The following is a 19182-nucleotide window of genomic DNA, read 5'->3' on the forward strand; positions in this document are numbered from 1 at the left end:
GGTGGTTCCGGCGGTGGTTCCGGCGGTGGTTCCGGCGGTGGTTCCGGCGGTGGTTCCGGCGGTGGTTCCGGCGGTGGCTCTGGCGGTGGTTCTGGTGGTGGTCACGGCGGGGGTTCCGGCGGCGGCTCTGGCGGCGGCTCTGGCGGCGGTCACGGTGGTGGTTCCGGTGGCGGTCACGGTGGTGGTTCCGGCGGCGGTCACGGTGGTGGTTCCGGCGGTGGTTCCGGCGGTGGTTCCGGTGGCGGTTCCGGTGGCGGTTCCAGTGGCGGTTCCGGTGGCGGTTCCGGTGGCGGTTCCGGTGGCGGTTCCGGCGGTGGTTCCGGTGGCGGTTCCGGTGGTGGTTCCGGTGGTGGTTCCGGCAGCGGCGGTCACGGCACCGGCGGTCACGGCAACGGTGGCGGCAACGGTAATGGAAACGGCAGCGGTGGCGCAGGAAACGGAGGGGCCAACGGCGTCGGCAATGGCAATGGCAACGGCAGCGGCAGCGCCGGCGGCAATGGCGGCAACGGCGGATCGGCCGGCGGCCACGGCCACTGACCGCGGCGTGACCTGACTCGGCCTGTCAGAGCATTTCGAGCGCGCGCTTGCTGCGCGGCGGGCGGAAGTACCCGTCGAGCTGCGCGCGCTCGTCATCGCTCAGCACGAGATCGAGCGCCGCGCGGTTGTCGCGCACGTGCTCGATCCGCGATGCCTTCGGAATCGCGAACACGTGCGGCTGCGCAAGCACCCACGCGAGTGCGACGCGCGTGACCGACACGCCGCGCTGCCGCGCGATTTCATCGAGCGGCGAACGCTTCGGCAGCCGTCCGTGATCGACCGGGCTGTAGGCCATCGCCGGGATCCGGTGATCGGCGAGCCACGGCAGCAGGTCGAATTCCGGGCCGCGGCGCGCGATGTTGTACAGGATCTGGTTCGTCGCGCACGCGCCGCCACCCGCGTCGCCGACGAGTTCGGCCATGTCGGCCGTGTCGAAATTGCTGACGCCCCAGTGGCGGATCTTGCCGGCCCGCTTCAGCGACTCGAAGCCTTCGACCGTCTCCTCGAGCGGCACCGAGCCGCGCCAGTGCAGCAAATACAGATCGATGCGATCGGTGCGCAGGCGCTTCAGACTCGCGTCGCACGCGGCGGCGACACCGCGCCGGCTCGCATGATGCGGATACACCTTGCTGACGACGAACACGTCGTCGCGCAGCCCGTTCAACGCTTCGCCGACGAGTTCCTCGGTCGCGCCGTCGCCGTACATCTCCGCAGTATCGACGAGCGTCATCCCGAGCGCGATGCCCTCGCGCAAGGCGGCGATCTCGTCCGCGCGCCGCGCAGGCCGCTCCCCCATTTCCCAGGTTCCGAGGCCAAGCTTCGGAATCGTCTCGCCGTCCGGCAGGACGACGGTGGCGATCGTGTCTGTCATGCGTTCCTCGCTGCGGATAGGCGGCCGCACGCGCGGCCAACGCATGGGCCAGTGTAGTCAATCGGCGCCCTGCCCGCCTATTGCACGGCAAAAACCGGCTATAACGGCGCCGCATGATGACTTAGAATGGCCGGCAACCTGATCGATACCCATTCCATGAAGGCACCCACGGACGACCGCTGGCAGGACCTGCGCCCCGACCCCGACAACGACACGCCGCTCTATCTGCAGCTCGCCCGCAAGCTCGGCGACGCGATCCACGACAATCGCTGGGCGGCAGGCGAGGCGCTACCGTCCGAACGCGTGCTGTCCGAAGCGCTCGGCGTGTCGCGCATCACCGCACGCAAGGCAATCGCGCTGCTCGTCGAGCAAGGCCTGATCCGCCGCACGCAAGGCGCCGGCAACTTCATCCAGCCGCGCTACGAGGATCCGCTGTCGCGGCTGTCGAGCTTCAGCGAGATGCTCGAGCGGCGCGGCTTCAAGCCGAGTTCGCAATGGCTCGAACGCGAGATCCAGCCGGCGAACCGCGACGAAGTGATCCAGCTCGGCCTGTCGCCGGCCGCGTCGGTTACGCGGCTGAAACGCCTGCGCCTCGCCGACGGCATCGTGATGGCCGTCGAGAACTCGACGTTCCCCGCCACGCTGATTCCCGATCCGCAGGCGATCGGCGGTTCGCTGTACAGCTATCTCGAAGCGCGCGGCACGCCGATCGTGCGCGCGCTCCAGCATTTCCGCGCGGTCAACGCGACCGACGAGATCGCGCAGCAGATGGGCATCGCGCCGCACGACGCGCTGCTGCTGATCACGCGGATCGGCTATACGGCCGACCAGCGCGCAATCGAGCTCACCGACACGTACTGCCGCAACGACTACTACGATTTCGTCGTCGAACTGCGCAAGTAACGCACATCGCGCAATCGCGGCCTACAGCCAGCGCGCGGCGTCGGTGCCGAGCGGCACGGGCGGGCGTGCGAATCGCGGCGGGGTCGCCGACAGGCGCTCGGCCGAACGCACGGCGTCGATCGTGCCGAACGGCGACGCAGCCCGGTCGAGCCGGTCGCGCACGTCGTCGATCGTGAAATCCGGTGCGCGCAGGCCGTCCGGCACCGCGCCGAACGACTGCAGCCAGCGCCCGGTCTGCGCGAGCGACAGCCGCACATGCCAGCTCCCGCCCTCCGTCGCGCGGCGCGCGAGCGCGATCATCGCGCCGAACGCCGCGAGATAACCCGTCGCGTGATCCAGCGCCTGGCACGGCAGATGGCGCGGGCCGTCCGCATGTGCGGCGTGCTGCTCCTGCCACGCGATGCCGCTCGCCGACTGCACGAGACTGTCGAAGCCGCGCCGCATCGCCCATGGCCCCGCGTGACCATACGCGGACACCGACACGCATACGATCCCCGGCCGCAATTCGGCGAGCGCCTGCGGCGAGAACCCGCGCGCCGTGAGCGCGCCGGGGCGATAGGCCTGCAGGAACACGTCCGCGTCGCGCGCGAGTTCGCGCAGCGTAGCGACGCCCGCGGCGTCGCGCAGGTCGATCCACGTCGAGCGCTTGCCGCGCCCGTTGTCGATCACGAGCGATGCGATGTTCGGCAGGTGCGGGCCGTTGACGAGCAGCGTCTGCGCACCGTGCGACGCGAGCGTGCGGCCCGCGACCGGCCCCGCGATGATGCGCGTGAGATCGAGCACGCGCACGCCCGCGAGCGGCTGGTCCGGCTCGCCGCGGCCGATCGCCTCGACGGGCGCGTCACCGATCCGCTCGATCTCGAACAGCGGCAGCGACGCGAGTGCACGCGCCTGCTCGTGCGCGGCCCATTCTTCAGGGGTTCTGATCAATGCCGCGCACAGACCTGCTTCGGCCAGCGCGGTATCGAGTGCCGCGCCGTCCCGCGTGCGGATCGCCGCGGCAACGTCGTCGCGCTCCGGCCCGCAGCCGAGCACGTCGAGAATCCCGTGCAGGTGATGCGGAAAGTTCGCATGCAGCTGGATCCAGCGCCCGTCGCGCGTGTCGTAGAAACCCGTCACCGGATGGCGCGGTTCGGGCGGCGGGCCGCCGTCCACACGCAGGTAGCGCTCGCTGCGGAACGCGACGAGCGCGTCGCGCACCGACACGTCGACGCGCTGCGCGACGCCCGTGCGCAGCCGGTGGCACTCGGCCGCCGCGAGGCCGGCCGCCGCGATCGTCGCCGCGGCAAGCGTACCGACATGGAACGCCGACGGCAGCGTCGGGTCCTGGCCCGTCACGGCCGCGCGGGCCAGTGCGCCGGGCTCGCCGTGCGCGAGTTGCCACAAACGGGTCAATGCGAGTTCGGGTGTCATGGTGCGAGCGTGCCGTTGGGAAGACGCAATCGAGTCTAGAATCGGCGACAGGTGCGATCAATCTTGATCGCGCGAATCAATACATAACGAATAGTTGTAACCGGGCCGCGCTTCATGCGCCCCGACAGGAGCGATCGGCATGACGTCCCTCAGCGCGCCGGAAGCCGCCGGCATCCTCGGTGTCAGCGTGAGCACGCTCTACGCGTACGTGAGCCGCGGCCTGCTGCGCTCGCTGCCCGACGGCGCGAGCAAGCGCCACCGCTACGACGCCGACGAAGTGCGTCTGCTCGCGCGCCGCCGCGCCGACGCGAAACGCGCGGGCGGCGTCGCCGAGCGTTCGCTCGACTGGGGCGTGCCGGTACTCGAATCGCGGATCACGCAGATCGCCGATGGCCGCCTGCGCTACCGCGGCGCCGATGCGATCGCGCTCGCGAACGGCGCGACGCTTGAAGAAGCGGCCGCGAGGTTATGGGATTGTCCGCCGGCGCGATTTGCGGCGGCGTCGCTTGCCGCGGCCGGCTTCGACACCGCGCAGTGGGACGATTGGGCGCGCCGCTGGATGCATCTCGCGCCGCTCGAACGCGCGCTGCTGCTGTTGCCCGCCGCGGCTGCGTCGCTGCCGCGCCTGTGGGCGCAGGAGCGCGACGCGCGGTTCGAGACGGCCGCGCTGCTGCTGCGCGTGACGGCGGCCGCGCTGGCCGGCATCGCGCCCGGCGACGCGCCCGTACATCGGCAGCTCGCCGCCGCGTGGCGCATCCGGCGGCGTGACGAAGCCGACCTGCTGCGCCGCGCGCTCGTGCTGTGCGCCGATCACGAGCTGAATCCGTCGACCTTTGCAGTGCGCTGCATCGCGTCGACCGGCACCCATCTGTTCGGCGCGATCGCCGGCGGCCTCGCGGCGCTGTCGGGCCCGCGTCACGGCGGCGAGACGTTCCGCGCGGGCGCGCTGCTCGACGAAGCGGCGCGCGCCGCCGACCTCGACCGCTACCTCGCGCTGCGACTCGCGCACGACGAGCGGACCGACGGCGCGCGCACGGTGCTGTCCGGTTTCGCGCACCCGCTCTACCCCGACGGCGATCCGCGCGCACGCGCATTGCTCGATGCGCTGCGCGCCGCAGCGCCCGAGCGGGCGCCGCTGCGCGCGGCCCTCGCGCTGGCCGCACGCGTCGAGACGGCGACAGGGCTGCGGCCCACGATCGATTTCGCGCTCGCGGTGCTGGAACGCACGCTCGCGCTGCCCGGCGGCGCCGCGTTCACGCTGTTCGCGGCCGGCCGCACCGCGGGCTGGATCGCGCACGCGCTCGAACAATACGCGGACGGCAAGCTGATCCGGCCACGCGCGCGCTATGTCGGCAGCGACGCGGCCGCGTGAGTACGCGCCCCGCGCCACGCGGCGAACCGGCGCCACGCCGTGGGCGCCGCCTGCACGGCCGGCGCCGCCTGCGGACCGAACGCGAATACCGCGCCGCCCGCCGCCGCGCCGATCCACACGCGCATGCCCGGCTCCAGCGCGAGCGACTCGCCGGCGCGCAGCCAGTGATCGTCGGGCCGGCCCTCGACCGTCACCCACAAGCCGCCGTCCGCGACCTGCAGCGCGGTGCGATCGACGATCCGCCAGCGCCCGGCCGGCTCGTTGCCTTCCATCTCGTAGAGTCGCAGTTCGCGCATGGCCGCCTCCGGGTCGCATGGGTTCGATGACACCAGTATTCCGGACGGCGGCAACACGCGGACAGGTACGCCTGCGGACACTTTCGGCTGAACTGTACCGGTCCGTCGGCGGACGGGCGTCATGCGAGACGGCGTGCGGGCAGCCCAGGCGGTCGGCCCCATCCTGCGCGGCATGGCGGCTTTGCCTACAATGACGGCTGTCTTGCGCCACCTGCCCCGTCTTCATGTTCCAACGCCCGCCCGCCGCCGCTCCCGGCGAAAAGAATCTCACCGTGATGCTCTGGCTCGTAGCGACGGGCTTCTTCATGCAGACGCTCGACGCGACGATCGTCAACACGGCGCTGCCGTCGATGGCCGTGAGCCTCGGCGAATCGCCGCTGCGGATGCAGTCGGTCGTGATCGCGTACTCGCTGACGATGGCGGTGATGATCCCGGTGTCGGGCTGGCTCGCCGATACGTTCGGCACGCGGCGCGTGTTCTTCAGCGCGATCCTGGTGTTCTCGCTCGGCTCGTTGCTGTGCGCGAACGCGCATACGCTGGCGCAGCTCGTCGCGTTCCGCGTCGTGCAGGGCATCGGCGGCGCGATGCTGCTGCCGGTCGGCCGGCTCGCCGTGCTGCGCACGTTTCCGGCCGAGCGCTATCTGCCTGCGCTGTCGTTCGTCGCGATTCCCGGGCTGATCGGCCCGCTGATCGGGCCGACGCTCGGCGGCTGGCTCGTGAAGATCGCGTCGTGGCACTGGATCTTCCTGATCAACGTGCCGGTCGGCATCGCCGGCTGCGTCGCGACTTTCTACTCGATGCCCGACGCGCGCAACCCTGCCGTCGGCCGCTTCGACATCAAGGGCTATCTGCTGCTGACGATCGGGATGGTCGCGATCTCGCTGTCGCTCGACGGCCTCGCCGATCTCGGGATGCAGCACGCGGCCGTGCTCGTGCTGCTGATCCTGAGCCTCGCGTGCTTCGTCGCGTACGGACTGTACGCGGTGCGCGCGCCGCAGCCGATCTTCTCGCTCGAGCTGTTCAAGATCCATACGTTCAGCGTCGGGCTGCTCGGCAACCTGTTCGCGCGGATCGGCAGCGGTGCGATGCCGTACCTGATCCCGCTGCTGCTGCAGGTGAGCCTCGGCTATTCGGCGTTCGAGGCCGGGCTGATGATGCTGCCGGTCGCGGCGGCCGGGATGTTCTCGAAGCGCATCATCACGCACCTGATCACGCGGCATGGCTACCGCAAGGTGCTGCTCGCGAACACGATCATGGTCGGCGTGATGATGGCGAGCTTCGCGCTGATGCGCGACACGGTGCCCGTGTGGGTGAAGGTCGTCCATCTCGCGCTGTTCGGCGGCTTCAACTCGATGCAGTTCACCGCGATGAACACGCTGACGCTGAAGGATCTCGGCACCGGCGGCGCGAGCAGCGGCAACAGCCTGTTCTCGCTCGTGCAGATGCTGTCGATGAGCCTCGGCGTCACGGTCGCGGGCGCGCTGCTGGCCACGTTCACGGGAATGCTGCGCACGGTAACGCCGAGCAACACGCTGCCCGCGTTCCATGCGACTTTCATCTGCGTCGGGATCATCACGGCCGCGTCCGCGTGGATCTTCGCGCAGCTCGCGCCCGAGATCCGCGGCCGCGCGCAGCACAAGACCGATCCGTCCGAACGCGCATGACGGCGGCGAGCACTTGACCTCATGCACGTAACCTGCGCGATACGCGCGGGTGGCGTCGCCACGGCGGCGCGTTGCGCACCATGCCGGTGCAGCGGCGCCGCTCGGCGCGGAAGCCGCTGGCCGCAGCGGGCCGCCGCGGTGGAGCCCACGCCGCGCATGCTTCTTGCTGGCCTATTCTGTAGGTAAACTGGCAGTCTTCCTTCGGCCGACATCATGAGCATGATCGACATCGATCCCCCTGGCTTCCAGCCGCCCCGCCCCGTCGCCGGCGACGACGGCAAGCGGCGCACCGTGCTGTACGGCGCGTACACCGTGTTCAGCGTGTTCCAGCCCGTTTTCTCGGTGTCGCACCGCCGCGCGATCGGCTATCACGCGTCGCTGCGCGCGCACGACGAGGACGGCCGTCAGGTCGCGTCGCACGAGGTGTTTACGCAGGCGGCGCGGCGCGGCGACCTGCTCGAGCTCGGCCGGCTCGCGGAATCGCTGCATCTCGGCAACTTCCACGCGTTCGACAGCCACGACGAATGGCTCTTCCTGAGCCTGCACCCGGCCGCGCTGATGGACACCGTCTACGGCGACGCGCTGCTCGCGAACCTGAAGGCGCTCGGCCTGCCGCCGCACCGCGTGGTGCTGGAAGTGCCCGAGCAGGCGGGCGGCGAAACACCGCGCTATGCGGCGATCGTCGACGGGCTGCGCAAGGCCGGCTTCCTGATCGCGCTCGGCGGCTTCGGCGCGAAGCATTCGAACATCGACCGCGTGTGGCACCTGCACCCCGACATCGTCACGCTCGACCGCGGGATCCTCGCGCAGGCGAGCGAGCACTCACATCTGGAACGCGTGCTGCCAGGGCTCGTGTCGCTGCTGCACGAATCCGGTCAGCTCGTGCTGATGGGCGGCCTCGCGACCGAGCGCGACGCGCTGATCGCGCTCGAATGCGACGTCGATTTCGTGCAGGGACAGTATTTCGCGGGGCCGAGCGTCGACCCCGTACAACCGCAGGCCGCCGCCGGTTGCATGGATACGCTGTCGGCCGCGCTGCGGCTGCGCGTCGCGCAGCGCGAACGCACGCAGGCCGAGCGCCTCGCGCCGTATGTCGCCGCGCTGGAAGAAGCGAGCCAGAAGCTCGCGGCCGGTGAAACGCTGATCGACGCGGCCGGCGCCGTGCTCGGCCTGCCGGAAACCGCGCGCTGCTTCCTGCTCGATGCGTCGGGCCGCCAGATCGGCGACAACGTGCTCGCACGCGGCAGCGTATCGCAGCGGGCGAAGCGCTTCCGGCCGCTGCTGCATTCGGAGGGCGCGAGCTGGGAGCGCCGCCCTTACTTCATCCACGCGATGCGCGCACCGGGCCGCGTGCATCTGACGCCGCCGTACCTGTCAATCAACGAGGCGCACCTGTGCGTGACCGCATCGATCGCCGCGCCGGCCGCGGCCGGCATGCAGGTGCTGTGCGTGGACATCAACTGGGAAGCGGCGCTCAGCCGCGAATGAAGCCCAGCGGCGCGCTCGGCGGTGCTGGCGGCATCAGCGCATCGGCACGGCGCACGATCAATCGATGCTCGCGCTTGCCGGATGCCACTGCCCCCTCGTGCTCGTCCATCAAGCGAATGCCGGCACCGAGCACCGCACGCATGCGCGCCGAAGCGAGCGGCATGTACAGGCGGCGCACTGCGTGCCGCTGCCGCGACGCGCCAGCTCAGGTACAGCGTGCCGCCCGGTATCGGCAGCGCGGTGAGCCGGGCGGCGGCCGACACGGCGGCGCGCATGCGCCGATCCGGCATACCGACGCGGCCGCCGGGTCAGACATGCGAATGCGCGCCGCCGCGCACCGGGCCGGTGCGCCGCTCGACTTCGCGACGTACGTCGCCGCGCAGCCCCGCGAAGAACGCGACTTCGGCAACGACGAACAGCGGCCCGACCATCAGGCCAACCAGATCGTCGACGAACGCCGGCTTGCGCCCTTCGAACCAGTGCCCGACGAACTGCACGATCCAGCCGACCACGAACGCGCCGATGCCGATCCCGAGCCATTGCGCGGTCGGCAACAGCGCGAGCGTCTGCGCGGCCCACAGCCCGAGCGCGAACAGCGCGGTCATCACGACGCCGAAGCGCAGGTCGAGCCTCAGGTAGAACACCGCGAACGCAACGGCGAGCACGAGCGCCGGCGACAGCGCGACGCCGGCCAGCGTGCCGAGCGCCGGCCGCGACAGCAGCACCTCGACCGCGAACACGATCATCGGGATCCCGACCAGATGCGTCGCGATGTTGCGCGCGTCGCGATGGTAGGCCGCATATTGGGAAAGATGGTCTTCAAGGGTCTTCATCGCGTCTCCTGGACGATCATTGAGCGCTATGATGCGCGTCAAGCCCGAGAACCTCTGTCAGCTACCCGACATCGCGCGCCCATGCCGTCGCCGCTTGCCTCCTACCTGCCGCAGATCGACGCGAACCCGTGGTTCGCCGCGCTGCCGTCCGCGTTGCGCGACGATCTGCTCGCCCGCGCCGCGCTGCGGCGCCTGCCTGCCGGCCATGCGCTGTTCCGGCGTGGCGACCCGCCGTGCGGGCTGTATGCGGTGCTGGCCGGTTCCCTGACGATAGGCGCGGTCGATCCGCGGGGCAAGGAAGCGCTGCTGATGGTCGCCGAACCCGTCACGTGGTTCGGCGAGATTGCGCTGTTCGACGGCCAGCCGCGCACGCACGATGCGATCGCGCTCGACGATACGCTGTTGCTGCACGTGCCGCAGGCCGCGCTGCTCGCGATGCTCGACGCGACGCCGCAATACTGGCGGCAGCTCGCGCTGTTGATGGCGCAAAAGCTGCGTCTGAGCTTCCTGAACGTCGAATCGATGAGCGTGATGCCGGCCGCGCAACGGCTCGCCGCGCGGTTGCTGATGATCGCCGACGGCTACGGGGGGATCAGCGCCGCCCGCACGCGTATTCGGCTGTCGCAGGAAAAGCTCGCGGCGATGCTGTCGCTGACGCGCCAGACCACCAACCAGCTGCTGCAGGCGCTGCAAGCCGACGGCGTCGTGCGCTTGCACGTCGGCGAGATCGAACTCGTCGACGTCGGCGCGCTGCGCCGCGCGAGCGGGCTGTCCGATGGCACGGGCTGACGCCGCGCCGATTACGCAACCGTTCCGCGCCGACGCCACCGCGCAAGAGCAAGACGCCGCAACGCCCGTTTTGCGCCGTCATCACGTCGCGGTATCGTGGCGGCTCACCCGTTTTTCCACGTCCACCGTCTTCCCCGCACGCACTTGAGCACATCGACCGTCACCGCCCCTTCCCGCCACGCGTGGCCCGTGTTCGTCGCGTTCCTGCGGCTCGGGCTCACGTCGTTCGGCGGTCCCGTCGCGCATCTCGGCTATTTCCGCGATGAATTCGTCACGCGGCGCGGCTGGCTGACGGAACGCGCGTATGCGGATCTCGTCGGCCTGTGCCAGTTCCTGCCGGGGCCGGCGAGCAGCCAGGTCGGGATGGCGATCGGACTTTCGCGCGCGGGCTACGCGGGGATGTTCGCCGCGTGGCTCGGCTTCACGCTGCCGTCGGCGCTGCTGATGATGCTGTTCGCGCTCGGCGTGCATGCGACGGGCATGTCCGTCGCGGCCGGCGCGCTGCACGGGCTGCGGATCGTGTCGGTCGCGGTGATCGCGCAAGCGGTGTGGGGCATGGCGCGCACGCTGTGCCCCGATGCGCGCCGCGTGACGCTGATGGCGATCGCGGCCTGCATCGCGATGCTCGTGCCGGCCGCATGGCTGCAGGTCGTCGTGATCGTCGCGGCCGGTGCGGCCGGTCTCGTGCTGTTGCCGCAGCCCGAGCGCGGCGCGCACGATCCGTTGCCGCTGCATGTGTCGCACCGCGCGGGCGTGCTGTGGCTCGCGCTGTTCGCCGCGCTGATCGTCGTGCTGCCGATCGCCGCGGGCGCGCTTCGTTCGAATACGCTGACCGTGGTCGACGCGTTCTTCCGCACCGGTGCGCTCGTGTTCGGCGGCGGGCACGTGGTGCTGCCGCTGCTGCAAGTCGCCGTCGTCGCGCCGGGCTGGGTCGGCGATTCGACGTTCCTCGCCGGCTACGGTGTCGCGCAGGCCGTGCCGGGGCCGCTCTTCACGTTCTCCGCGTTCCTCGGCGCATCACTGCGGGACGCGCCGAACGGCTGGGTCGGCGGGACGATCGCGCTCGTGTCGATCTTCGCGCCGTCGTTCCTGCTCGTCGCGGGCACCGCGCCGTTCTGGGAACGCCTGCGCCGCAGCACGCGCATGCAGGCCGCGCTCGCCGGCGTGAACGCGGCCGTCGTCGGGCTACTGCTCGCCGCGCTCTATCACCCGGTGTGGAGCGAGACGATCGTTGCGCCGCGCGACTTCGCGGCGGCGCTCGTCGCATTCGTCGCGCTCACGTTCTGGCGCGTGCCGCCATGGGCCGTCGTGATCGCGAGCGCGGTGCTCGGATGGACGTCGACGATGCTCGCGTGATCCGGCGAACGTCGCCGCACCGCGCAAAAAACAGAAAAGCCCTCGCAACGAGGGCTTTTCTTGACGTGCCGCGCGCCGCAGCGGCGCGCGAAGCGCGTGGATTTTACACGAAGTTCTTCGCTGCGAAGTCCCAGTTCACGATGTTCCAGAACGCTTCGACGAACTTCGGACGTGCGTTGCGGTAGTCGATGTAGTAAGCGTGTTCCCACACGTCGATCGTCAGCAGCGGCTTGTCGGCCGTCGTCAGCGGCGTGGCGGCGTTGCTCGTGGACACGATGTCGAGCGAACCGTCGGCCTTCTTCACGAGCCATGCCCAGCCCGAACCGAACGTGCCGACTGCGGCCTTCGAGAACGCTTCCTTGAATGCGTCGTACGAACCCCACTTCGCGTTGATCGCGTCGCCCAGCGCGCCCGACGGTGCGCCGCCGCCGTTCGGCGACAGGCTGTTCCAGAAGAACGTGTGGTTCCAGATTTGCGCGGCGTTGTTGAAGATGCCGCCCGACGACTTCTTGATGATCTCTTCCAGCGGCAGGTTCTCGAATTCCGTGCCCGGGATCAGATTGTTCAGGTTTGTCACATAAGCCTGGTGATGCTTGCCGTAGTGGTACTCGATCGTCTCTTTCGAGATGGTCGGCGCGAGCGCGTCTTCAGCGTACGGGAGCGGCGGGAGCGTATGAGCCATGGCGATTCCTTCGTTGAGTATGTAGGGAGGCTGTGTTGAATGCTGCCGAGCGTCCGATTGTAGGCGAGTCCGAATATCCCCGCAAACTCACGGGTATTTATCCGCGGCATGCGGAAAATCGGCGCTGGCGCTTCACCCGGCAGGTCAATGCGCGCGCAGCATCCGTTCCTACGCGCGGCACCACGCGCCGATCCGGCGCCGCCGCGCGCACGACCTTCGTTTCGCTTACGCGCTCTCGTCAGATCGTATCGGTGAGACGCGGCTGCACGTCGGCGAGCGACACGTCGGCCGAGCCTTCGGCCAGATGCACGGTCAGCCGGCGCTGCGGTTTCAACGCGGTCGGCGCACGCACTGCGCGGCCGGTCTGCGTGTCGATCAGCGCCGCGTAGCCGCGCTCGAGCGTGCGCTGCGGGCTCAGCACCTCGAGCCGCGCCGCGCACGCCGACACGCGCGCGGTGTCGCGTTCGTGACGGCGCTGCAGCGCGACCGCGAGACGTTGCGACAGCCCGGCGAGCGCATGGCGCGCATGCACCGGATCGGGCCGCGCGCGCTGCCAGCGCAATTGCGCGAGCGCGAACCGCGCACGCGCGTCGCGCACCGGCCGCGCCGCCGCCGACGCGAGCCGCACCGCGAGCTGCTCGACATGGACGCGTTGCCGCTTCAGCCGTTCGTCCGGACTGACGAGCCGGCGCGCGAGCCAGTCGAGCTGCTGCGCACGCTGCTGGAGCCCGCGCTCCATGCTGCGCGCCAATGCGCGCTGCCGATCGGCGACCTCCGTCAGCAGCAGCGCGCGTTGCGGGCTCGCGAGCTCCGCTGCGCCGGTCGGCGTCGGCGCGCGCAGGTCGGCCGCGAAGTCCGCGATCGTGAAATCGGTTTCGTGGCCGACGCCGCTGACGACCGGCACTTCGCTCGCCGCGATTGCGCGCGCGAGCGCTTCATCGTTGAACGACCACAGATCCTCGATCGACCCGCCCCCGCGACAGACGACGAGCACGTCGACCTCGCGCCGCGCGTTGGCCGTCTGCACGGCCGCGACCAGCTTCTCGGCCGAGCCGGCCCCTTGCACGGGCGCCGGATAGACGATCACCGGAATGTGCGGCGCGCGGCGCGCGAGCGTCGTGACCACGTCGCGCAGCGCGGCGGCCTGCAGCGACGTGACGATGCCGATCGCGCGCGGATGTGCCGGCAGCGGCCGCTTGCGTTCCGGCGCGAACAACCCTTCAGCCTCGAGCTGCGCCTTCAGGCGCAGGAACGCCTCGTACAGCCGCCCCTGGCCGGTGCGCCGCACGGCCTCGACGTTGAGTTGCACCTCGCCGCGCGGCTCGTACATCGTGACGACCGCACGCACCTCGATCCGGTCGCCTTCGCGCGGCGTGAACTCCGCATACTGCGCGCGGCCGCGGAACATCACGCAGCGCATCTGCGCCTGCTGGTCCTTGATCGAGAAATACCAGTGACCGCTCGCGGCGCGCGTGAAATTCGACACTTCGCCCGAGATCCACAACAGCGGGAACGAGCGCTCGAGCATCGTCGAAATCGCGCGATTGAGCGCCGAAACGGGAATCACTTCGTCGCCGCCTCGGGTCGCGCCGGGAGCGGAAAAAGGGGAGTCGGAAAGCATGGGCGGTCGGATGAATGCTGGCGGCGACACGATAGTCCCACATGCGCGCGGCGTCCAGCGCGGACCATCGGCGTCGCGATGCCAGGAATGTGTCCACACTCTGGCAATCGTCCAGCAAAAACCCTTGCAAACCGCGCAAAAATCCAGACAATTCTTTCTAACACATTGATTTCAATGAATTTTTAAACCTTACGGTTGGCTTCACCTCCGATTCGATGCCCGCCGGACGGGCGTTTGACGCGGACGGGCGGGCGGTTTTTCACAGAGTTATCCACAGGGCTCTCCGATCCGGCCCCTTCCGCCCCGCCACCCGGCCGCGCTTGCCGCGCCCGCGTGCGGCGCGCTAGAGTGCCGCCTTCCGAAGACCTTGCGGCGGTTGCCGCCCAATGGAGAATCCGTCTTGACGAATCCGTCCCACGCCGCGGCGCCCGACGCGCCGCGCCCGGCCCGATGAGCGCGCGCGGCGGCCCGCTCGCGCGGCTCGAAGCGCGGCTCACGCGCGAATGGCAGCGCCGCGGCGCGCTCGCATGGGCGCTCACGCCGTTCGCGTGCGTGTTCGGCCTGTGCGCGGCGCTGCGCCGCACCGCATACGCGCAGGGCTGGAAGCAACCGGTCGACGTCGGCGTGCCGGTCGTCGTGGTCGGCAACGTGACGGTGGGCGGCACCGGCAAGACGCCGACCGTGATCGCGCTCGTCGATGCGCTGCGCGCGGCCGGCTTCACGCCGGGCGTCGTGTCGCGCGGCTACGGCGCGAACGTGAAGGCACCGACTGCGGTCACGCCCGCGTCGCGCGCGAGCGCGGCCGGCGACGAGCCGCTGCTGATCGCGCGCCGCACCGGTGCGCCGGTGTGGGTGTGCCCGGACCGCGTCGCGGCCGCGCAGGCGCTGCTCGCCGCGCACCCGGACGTCGACGTGATCGTCAGCGACGACGGCCTGCAGCACTATCGCCTCGCGCGCACGGTCGAGCTCGTCGTGTTCGACCACCGGCTCGGCGGCAACGGCTTCCTGCTGCCTGCGGGCCCGCTGCGCGAGCCGCTGTCGCGCCATCGCGACGCGACGCTCGTCAACGATCCGTACAGCGGCGCGCTGCCGCCGTGGCCCGACACCTACGCGCTCGCGCTGACGCCGGGCGCCGCGTGGCATCTCGACCAGCCGGCGCTGCGCCGCCCGCTGTCGCAGTTCGCGAACGAGCGCGTGCTCGCCGCGGCCGGTATCGGCGCGCCGGAACGCTTCTTCGCGACGCTGCGCGCGGCGGGCCTTGCTCCGGCGACGCGCGCGCTCCCCGACCATTACGCGTTCGCCGACAATCCGTTCGTCGACGACGCCGCCGATGCGATCCTGATCACCGAGAAGGATGCAGTAAAATTGGGCGCTTCCTGGCGCGACGCTCGGCTGTGGGTCGTCCCCGTCGAAGCCGCGCTCGATCCTCGCCTCATTGCCCTCGTTGTGGAGAAACTCCGTGGACGCTCGCCTGCTTGAAATCCTTGTGTGCCCTATCTGCAAAGGCCCGCTCCACCATGACCGCGCCGCGCAGGAGCTCATCTGCAACGCGGACAAGCTCGCCTACCCGATCCGCGACGGCATCCCGGTGATGCTCGTCGACGAAGCGCGACAGACCGTCGAAGGCACGCCGGTCGATCCGGCCGGCCCGGCCAGCTGAACGCCGCAGCACGGCGCACGGCCGCGGTATATCCGCAGCCGCGCGCCGAACCCTGCCGGCCGCCCCGCTTTGCACGCCGCCGGCCCCGCCCCAGTCCCAGCCCCAGCCCTTCTCACCGCCCAGTCCCGATGACTCATCCGCAGCCCTTCATCGCCGTCATTCCTGCCCGGCTCGCGTCGACGCGCCTGCCGAACAAGCCGCTCGCCGATCTCGGCGGCAAGCCGATGGTCGTGCGCGTCGCCGAGCGCGCGCGCGAAGCGGGCGCGCAGCAGGTGCTCGTCGCGTCCGACGCGCAGAGCGTGCTCGATGCGGCCCGCGAACATGGCTTCGACGCGGTGCTCACGCGCGCCGACCATCCGTCCGGCACCGACCGGCTCGCGGAAGTCGCCGCGACGTTCGGGTGGAGCGACGACACCGTCGTCGTCAACGTGCAGGGCGACGAACCGCTGATCGACCCGGCGCTGGTCCGCGACGTAGCGTCGCACCTCGCCGCGCATCCGGACTGCGCGATCGCGACCGCCGCGCACCCGATCCACGACGCGGCCGACGTGTTCAACCCGAACATCGTGAAGGTCGCGCTCGACGCGCGCAACGTCGCGATGTATTTCTCGCGTGCGCCGATTCCGTGGAGCCGCGACGCATACCAGACGCACTGGCCCGACGTCGGATCGATGCCTGCGCCGGCGTTCCCGGTCCATCGCCACATCGGCCTCTATGCGTATCGCGCGCGTTTCCTGCGCACGTATCCGTCGCTCGCGCAGGCGCCGATCGAGCAGGCCGAGCAGCTCGAACAGCTGCGCGCGATGTGGCACGGCGAGCGCATCGCGGTGCGGATTACCGAGCATGCGCCCGAAGCCGGGATCGATACGCCGGCGGATCTCGCACGCGTGCAGGCCCTTTTTCGGCCGGGTTCAAAATAACCCGTGGCATAATCGGGCGATTGTGCGAGCCGTCCGCGACCCGCGCGTTCTCGCTTGACCCGCCACGGCCCGTCCCGGCAGCCGCGCGCCGCTTTTCGCCGCGCGCCGCGTCAGACCGGTGCGCCGCGCGCCAGGCAAGCCCCGCGCACGCTGTCGCCGACGCTTTGCGTCTCGCCAGACGAATCTACATACTGGAGATATCACCATGCGTTTGATCCTGTTGGGCGCGCCCGGCGCGGGAAAGGGCACCCAGGCAAACTTCATCAAGGAAAAGTTCGGGATCCCGCAGATCTCGACGGGCGACATGCTGCGCGCGGCCGTGAAGGCCGGCACACCGCTCGGCGTCGAGGCGAAGGGCTACATGGACGCCGGCAAGCTCGTGCCGGACGCGCTGATCATCGGCCTCGTGAAGGAGCGCCTGAAGGAAGCCGACTGTGCGAACGGCTACCTGTTCGACGGGTTCCCGCGCACGATCGCGCAGGCTGACGCGATGAAGGAAGCGGGCGTCGCGATCGATTACGTGCTCGAAATCGACGTCCCGTTCTCGGAGATCATCGAGCGCATGAGCGGCCGCCGCACGCACCCGGCATCGGGCCGCACGTACCACGTGAAGTTCAACCCGCCGAAGGTCGACGGCAAGGACGACGTGACGGGCGAACCGCTGATCCAGCGCGACGACGACAAGGAAGAAACGGTCAAGAAGCGCCTCGAAGTGTACGAAGCGCAGACCAAGCCGCTGATCACGTACTACGGCGACTGGGCGAAGCGCGGCGAGGAAAACGGCCTGAAGGCGCCGCAGTATCGCAAGATCTCGGGCCTCGGCACCGTGGACGAAATCCGCGCGCGCGCGTTCGACGCGCTGAAGTAAGCATCGAAGCATCGCGTCGCGCACGCGCGAGCCGCCCTTTCCGGGCGGCTTTTTTTCGTCCGCCCGATTCGTCCCGCTCGGCCTGAACTTGCACGTTCGTGACGCGGCCGCACGCACGCGGCGGCGCCCCGTACAATCGATCGAACGCATGCGCGCGGTGACACGGCGCACCGCGCGTGGCCACCGATCGACCGGCATCGGACCCAACCAAGGAGACAGTGATGGAGATTCGCGGCAACGTCTTTCTGATCACGGGCGGCGCATCGGGCCTCGGCGCAGGAACGGCCCGCATGCTCGCACAGGCTGGCGGCCAGGTCGTGCTCGCCGATCTGAACGAAGCGGCCGGCACGGCGCTCGCGGCCGAACTGGGCGGCGTGTTCGTGCGCTGCGACGTGTCGAGCGAGGCCGACGCGCAGGCGGCCGTCGACACGGCGACGCGTGCCGGCACGCTGCGCGGCCTCGTGAACTGTGCGGGCATCGCGCCTGCCGCGAAGACGGTCGGCAAGGACGGCGCGCATCCGCTCGACGTGTTCGCGAAGACGATCAACGTGAACCTCGTCGGCACCTTCAACATGATCCGGCTCGCGGCCGCCGCGATGGCCGCGACCACGCCGAACGACGGCGGCGAGCGCGGCGTGATCGTCAGCACCGCATCGGTCGCGGCCTACGACGGACAGATCGGCCAGGCCGCGTATGCGGCGTCGAAAGCCGGCGTCGCCGGCATGACGCTGCCGATCGCGCGCGACCTCGCGCGCAGCGGCATCCGCGTGATGACGATCGCGCCGGGGCTGTTCGAGACGCCGATGCTGCTCGGCATGCCGAAGGACGTGCAGGACGCGCTCGGCGCGATGGTGCCGTTCCCGCCGCGGCTCGGCAAACCGGACGAATACGCGCTGCTGGTGCGCCAGATCGTCGAGAATCCGATGCTCAACGGCGAAGTGATCCGCCTCGACGGCGCGATCCGGATGCAGCCGAAATAAGTGCAAACAACTGCAAACGAAAAACGCCCGCGAGCGGACGTCTTCGACCTTCGATGTGGCGCCTCGAACCGGGGCGCGCGGCTCAATCGTCGCCGTCGCGCTGCATCCGCTGCCGCAGTTCGGTCACCTGCGATTCGACGACGGTCGCGTCTTCCGCTTCGGGCCGCTCGCCGAGGTACTGTTCGAGATCCTCGAGTGCCGGGCGCAGGTAATCGAGCCGCGCATACGCGAAGCCGCGGTCGCGCACTTCGTCGAGCTGTTCCGGCAGCAGGATCACGAGCCGCTGCTGCACGGCGAGCAGCCGCTGCCAGCGTTCCGTCTGCAGATAGATCGTCTTCAGGTTGCGCAGCATCCGCGCGATGATCTCGCGACTCGTGGCCGGCTGCAGCAGCGCGCGCAACGCGCTGTCGACCGCACCCGCCGCCCGCGCGACGTACGGCTCGAGCATCTCGACCATCTCGGCTTCGGACAGCGAATGGCCGTTGGTCGGATCGATGATCAGGTCGCCGTCCGGCAGCGTCACGCGCAGCAGGAAGTGGCCGGGGAACGACACGCCGCGCGCAGGCACGCCGATCTGCTCCGCGAGTTCCAGATACAGCACCGACAGCGAGATCGGAATCCCGCGGCGCCGCTTCAGCACCGCGTTCAGGTGGCTGTTATCGGGGTCGTAGTAATCGTTGTGATTGCACGCGAAGCCGAGTTCGCGGAAGAAGAACTCGTTCAGCGCGGCGACGCGGTCCTTCAGGTCCGCATCGTCGGCCAGCCGGCGGCGCAGCCGCGCCGCCAGCATGTCGAGCTCGGCCAGCGTGCCCTGCAGGTCGAGGTCGGGATAGGCGTCCTGTGCGAGCGACAGCGCGGTTTCCGTGACGGGCAGACTGTCGTCGTCCGCCACGAGCGTGCTGAAGTAGTCGAGGACGCGGGTCATTGCG

At 69.9% G+C, this 19182-nt stretch carries 19 protein-coding genes and 1 pseudogene; 12 read left to right on the forward strand and 8 right to left on the reverse strand.

The window, feature by feature from the left end; translation table 11 throughout:
- On the forward strand, positions 1-553 hold a 553-nt coding region (locus BSE24067_RS09045; RefSeq protein ID WP_174904729.1), incomplete at its 5' end, for a hypothetical protein.
- 9 nt (positions 554-562) lie between these two features.
- Here the strand turns inward: BSE24067_RS09045 and BSE24067_RS09050 are convergent.
- Complete coding sequence (locus BSE24067_RS09050) at positions 563-1408, reverse strand: aldo/keto reductase (RefSeq protein ID WP_151068709.1); 846 nt, start codon at positions 1406-1408, stop codon at positions 563-565.
- A 156-nt stretch (positions 1409-1564) separates the two neighbouring features.
- Here BSE24067_RS09050 and BSE24067_RS09055 point away from each other — a divergent pair, with 156 nt between their 5' ends.
- Positions 1565-2311 (forward strand): GntR family transcriptional regulator, encoded by a 747-nt coding sequence (locus BSE24067_RS09055; protein WP_124499819.1) that lies wholly within the window; start codon positions 1565-1567, stop codon positions 2309-2311.
- 21 nt (positions 2312-2332) lie between these two features.
- On the opposite strand, the gene BSE24067_RS09060 is transcribed toward BSE24067_RS09055, so the two are convergent.
- On the reverse strand, positions 2333-3724 hold the full coding sequence (locus BSE24067_RS09060) for a CoA transferase (protein ID WP_151068710.1): 1392 nt from the start codon (positions 3722-3724) through the stop codon (positions 2333-2335).
- Between the two features lie 139 nt (positions 3725-3863).
- Between BSE24067_RS09060 and BSE24067_RS09065 the strand changes: the two genes are divergently transcribed.
- A complete protein-coding gene (locus tag BSE24067_RS09065) occupies positions 3864-5096 on the forward strand; it encodes a citrate synthase family protein (protein WP_174904730.1) in 1233 nt (410 codons plus the stop codon).
- Here BSE24067_RS09065 and BSE24067_RS09070 read toward each other — a convergent pair.
- Complete coding sequence (locus BSE24067_RS09070; protein WP_151068481.1) at positions 5069-5392, reverse strand: DUF2917 domain-containing protein; 324 nt, start codon at positions 5390-5392, stop codon at positions 5069-5071. The genes BSE24067_RS09065 and BSE24067_RS09070 overlap by 28 nt on opposite strands.
- 224 nt (positions 5393-5616) lie before the next feature.
- Here BSE24067_RS09070 and mdtD point away from each other — a divergent pair, with 224 nt between their 5' ends.
- Entirely contained in the window at positions 5617-7056 is a 1440-nt protein-coding gene (mdtD, locus tag BSE24067_RS09075) for a multidrug transporter subunit MdtD (protein WP_151068480.1), read from the forward strand.
- 213 nt (positions 7057-7269) lie between these two features.
- Positions 7270-8544 carry an EAL domain-containing protein gene (locus tag BSE24067_RS09080; RefSeq protein ID WP_151068479.1) on the forward strand — a complete coding sequence of 425 codons (1275 nt, stop codon included), beginning with the start codon at positions 7270-7272 and terminating at the stop codon, positions 8542-8544.
- On the opposite strand, the pseudogene BSE24067_RS09085 reads toward BSE24067_RS09080, so the two are convergent.
- Together BSE24067_RS09085 and BSE24067_RS09090 are read right to left on the reverse strand one after the other, a co-directional pair.
- Positions 8531-8810: pseudogene (locus BSE24067_RS09085) on the reverse strand (hypothetical protein); the annotation flags it as partial. The gene BSE24067_RS09080 and the pseudogene BSE24067_RS09085 overlap by 14 nt on opposite strands.
- Positions 8811-8852: 42 nt before the next feature.
- Entirely contained in the window at positions 8853-9377 is a 525-nt protein-coding gene (locus BSE24067_RS09090) for an Mpo1 family 2-hydroxy fatty acid dioxygenase (RefSeq protein ID WP_151068477.1), read from the reverse strand.
- 81 nt (positions 9378-9458) lie between these two features.
- On the opposite strand from BSE24067_RS09090, the gene BSE24067_RS09095 reads away from it, so the two are divergent.
- Together BSE24067_RS09095 and chrA are read left to right on the forward strand one after the other, a co-directional pair.
- The gene (locus tag BSE24067_RS09095; RefSeq protein ID WP_151068476.1) at positions 9459-10166 is read left to right on the forward strand and encodes a Crp/Fnr family transcriptional regulator; all 708 of its coding nucleotides are present in this window, start codon (positions 9459-9461) and stop codon (positions 10164-10166) included.
- 144 nt (positions 10167-10310) lie between these two features.
- Positions 10311-11522, forward strand: a complete 1212-nt coding sequence (gene chrA / locus BSE24067_RS09100; RefSeq protein ID WP_151068475.1) for a chromate efflux transporter — start codon at positions 10311-10313, stop codon at positions 11520-11522.
- A 103-nt stretch (positions 11523-11625) separates the two neighbouring features.
- On the opposite strand, the gene sodB is transcribed toward chrA, so the two are convergent.
- Together sodB and xseA are read right to left on the reverse strand one after the other, a co-directional pair.
- A complete protein-coding gene (sodB, locus tag BSE24067_RS09105) occupies positions 11626-12204 on the reverse strand; it encodes a superoxide dismutase [Fe] (protein WP_151068474.1) in 579 nt (192 codons plus the stop codon).
- Between the two features lie 238 nt (positions 12205-12442).
- Positions 12443-13825, reverse strand: coding sequence for an exodeoxyribonuclease VII large subunit (gene xseA, locus BSE24067_RS09110; protein WP_151068473.1), 1383 nt, complete (start codon positions 13823-13825; stop codon positions 12443-12445).
- 450 nt (positions 13826-14275) lie between these two features.
- Between xseA and lpxK the strand changes: the two genes are divergently transcribed.
- The 5 genes from lpxK to BSE24067_RS09135 all read left to right on the forward strand — a co-directional run bounded on the left by lpxK (position 14276) and on the right by BSE24067_RS09135 (position 18253).
- Entirely contained in the window at positions 14276-15304 is a 1029-nt protein-coding gene (lpxK, locus tag BSE24067_RS09115) for a tetraacyldisaccharide 4'-kinase (protein WP_151066048.1), read from the forward strand.
- Positions 15285-15485 carry a Trm112 family protein gene (locus BSE24067_RS09120; RefSeq protein ID WP_040141600.1) on the forward strand — a complete coding sequence of 67 codons (201 nt, stop codon included), beginning with the start codon at positions 15285-15287 and terminating at the stop codon, positions 15483-15485. Before lpxK ends, BSE24067_RS09120 begins: the two co-directional genes overlap by 20 nt.
- Positions 15486-15613: 128 nt before the next feature.
- Positions 15614-16405 carry a 3-deoxy-manno-octulosonate cytidylyltransferase gene (gene kdsB, locus BSE24067_RS09125; protein ID WP_151066045.1) on the forward strand — a complete coding sequence of 264 codons (792 nt, stop codon included), beginning with the start codon at positions 15614-15616 and terminating at the stop codon, positions 16403-16405.
- 205 nt (positions 16406-16610) lie between these two features.
- Entirely contained in the window at positions 16611-17273 is a 663-nt protein-coding gene (gene adk, locus BSE24067_RS09130; RefSeq protein WP_151066044.1) for an adenylate kinase, read from the forward strand.
- A 221-nt stretch (positions 17274-17494) separates the two neighbouring features.
- Positions 17495-18253 carry a 3-hydroxyacyl-CoA dehydrogenase gene (locus tag BSE24067_RS09135; protein WP_151066043.1) on the forward strand — a complete coding sequence of 253 codons (759 nt, stop codon included), beginning with the start codon at positions 17495-17497 and terminating at the stop codon, positions 18251-18253.
- 82 nt (positions 18254-18335) lie between these two features.
- Here BSE24067_RS09135 and BSE24067_RS09140 read toward each other — a convergent pair whose 3' ends face one another.
- Positions 18336-19178 carry a SirB1 family protein gene (locus BSE24067_RS09140; RefSeq protein ID WP_151066042.1) on the reverse strand — a complete coding sequence of 281 codons (843 nt, stop codon included), beginning with the start codon at positions 19176-19178 and terminating at the stop codon, positions 18336-18338.
- Positions 19179-19182: the final 4 nt, after the last annotated feature.

This window comes from Burkholderia latens, assembly GCF_902499045.1.
Taxonomy (GTDB): Bacteria; Pseudomonadota; Gammaproteobacteria; order Burkholderiales; family Burkholderiaceae; genus Burkholderia; species Burkholderia latens.

Excerpts from the sequence above, each read along its gene's own strand:
- BSE24067_RS09050 (WP_151068709.1), bottom strand. The coding sequence starts at position 1,408 with ATGACAGACACGATCGCCACCGTCGTCCTGCCGGACGGCGAGACGATT.
- BSE24067_RS09055 (WP_124499819.1), top strand. The coding sequence starts at position 1,565 with ATGAAGGCACCCACGGACGACCGCTGGCAGGACCTGCGCCCCGACCCC.
- BSE24067_RS09060 (WP_151068710.1), bottom strand. The coding sequence starts at position 3,724 with ATGACACCCGAACTCGCATTGACCCGTTTGTGGCAACTCGCGCACGGC.
- BSE24067_RS09065 (WP_174904730.1), top strand. The coding sequence starts at position 3,864 with ATGACGTCCCTCAGCGCGCCGGAAGCCGCCGGCATCCTCGGTGTCAGC.
- BSE24067_RS09070 (WP_151068481.1), bottom strand. The coding sequence starts at position 5,392 with ATGCGCGAACTGCGACTCTACGAGATGGAAGGCAACGAGCCGGCCGGG.
- mdtD (WP_151068480.1), top strand. The coding sequence starts at position 5,617 with ATGTTCCAACGCCCGCCCGCCGCCGCTCCCGGCGAAAAGAATCTCACC.
- BSE24067_RS09080 (WP_151068479.1), top strand. The coding sequence starts at position 7,270 with ATGAGCATGATCGACATCGATCCCCCTGGCTTCCAGCCGCCCCGCCCC.
- BSE24067_RS09090 (WP_151068477.1), bottom strand. The coding sequence starts at position 9,377 with ATGAAGACCCTTGAAGACCATCTTTCCCAATATGCGGCCTACCATCGC.
- BSE24067_RS09095 (WP_151068476.1), top strand. The coding sequence starts at position 9,459 with ATGCCGTCGCCGCTTGCCTCCTACCTGCCGCAGATCGACGCGAACCCG.
- sodB (WP_151068474.1), bottom strand. The coding sequence starts at position 12,204 with ATGGCTCATACGCTCCCGCCGCTCCCGTACGCTGAAGACGCGCTCGCG.
- xseA (WP_151068473.1), bottom strand. The coding sequence starts at position 13,825 with ATGCTTTCCGACTCCCCTTTTTCCGCTCCCGGCGCGACCCGAGGCGGC.
- lpxK (WP_151066048.1), top strand. The coding sequence starts at position 14,276 with ATGAGCGCGCGCGGCGGCCCGCTCGCGCGGCTCGAAGCGCGGCTCACG.
- kdsB (WP_151066045.1), top strand. The coding sequence starts at position 15,614 with ATGACTCATCCGCAGCCCTTCATCGCCGTCATTCCTGCCCGGCTCGCG.
- adk (WP_151066044.1), top strand. The coding sequence starts at position 16,611 with ATGCGTTTGATCCTGTTGGGCGCGCCCGGCGCGGGAAAGGGCACCCAG.
- BSE24067_RS09135 (WP_151066043.1), top strand. The coding sequence starts at position 17,495 with ATGGAGATTCGCGGCAACGTCTTTCTGATCACGGGCGGCGCATCGGGC.
- BSE24067_RS09140 (WP_151066042.1), bottom strand. The coding sequence starts at position 19,178 with ATGACCCGCGTCCTCGACTACTTCAGCACGCTCGTGGCGGACGACGAC.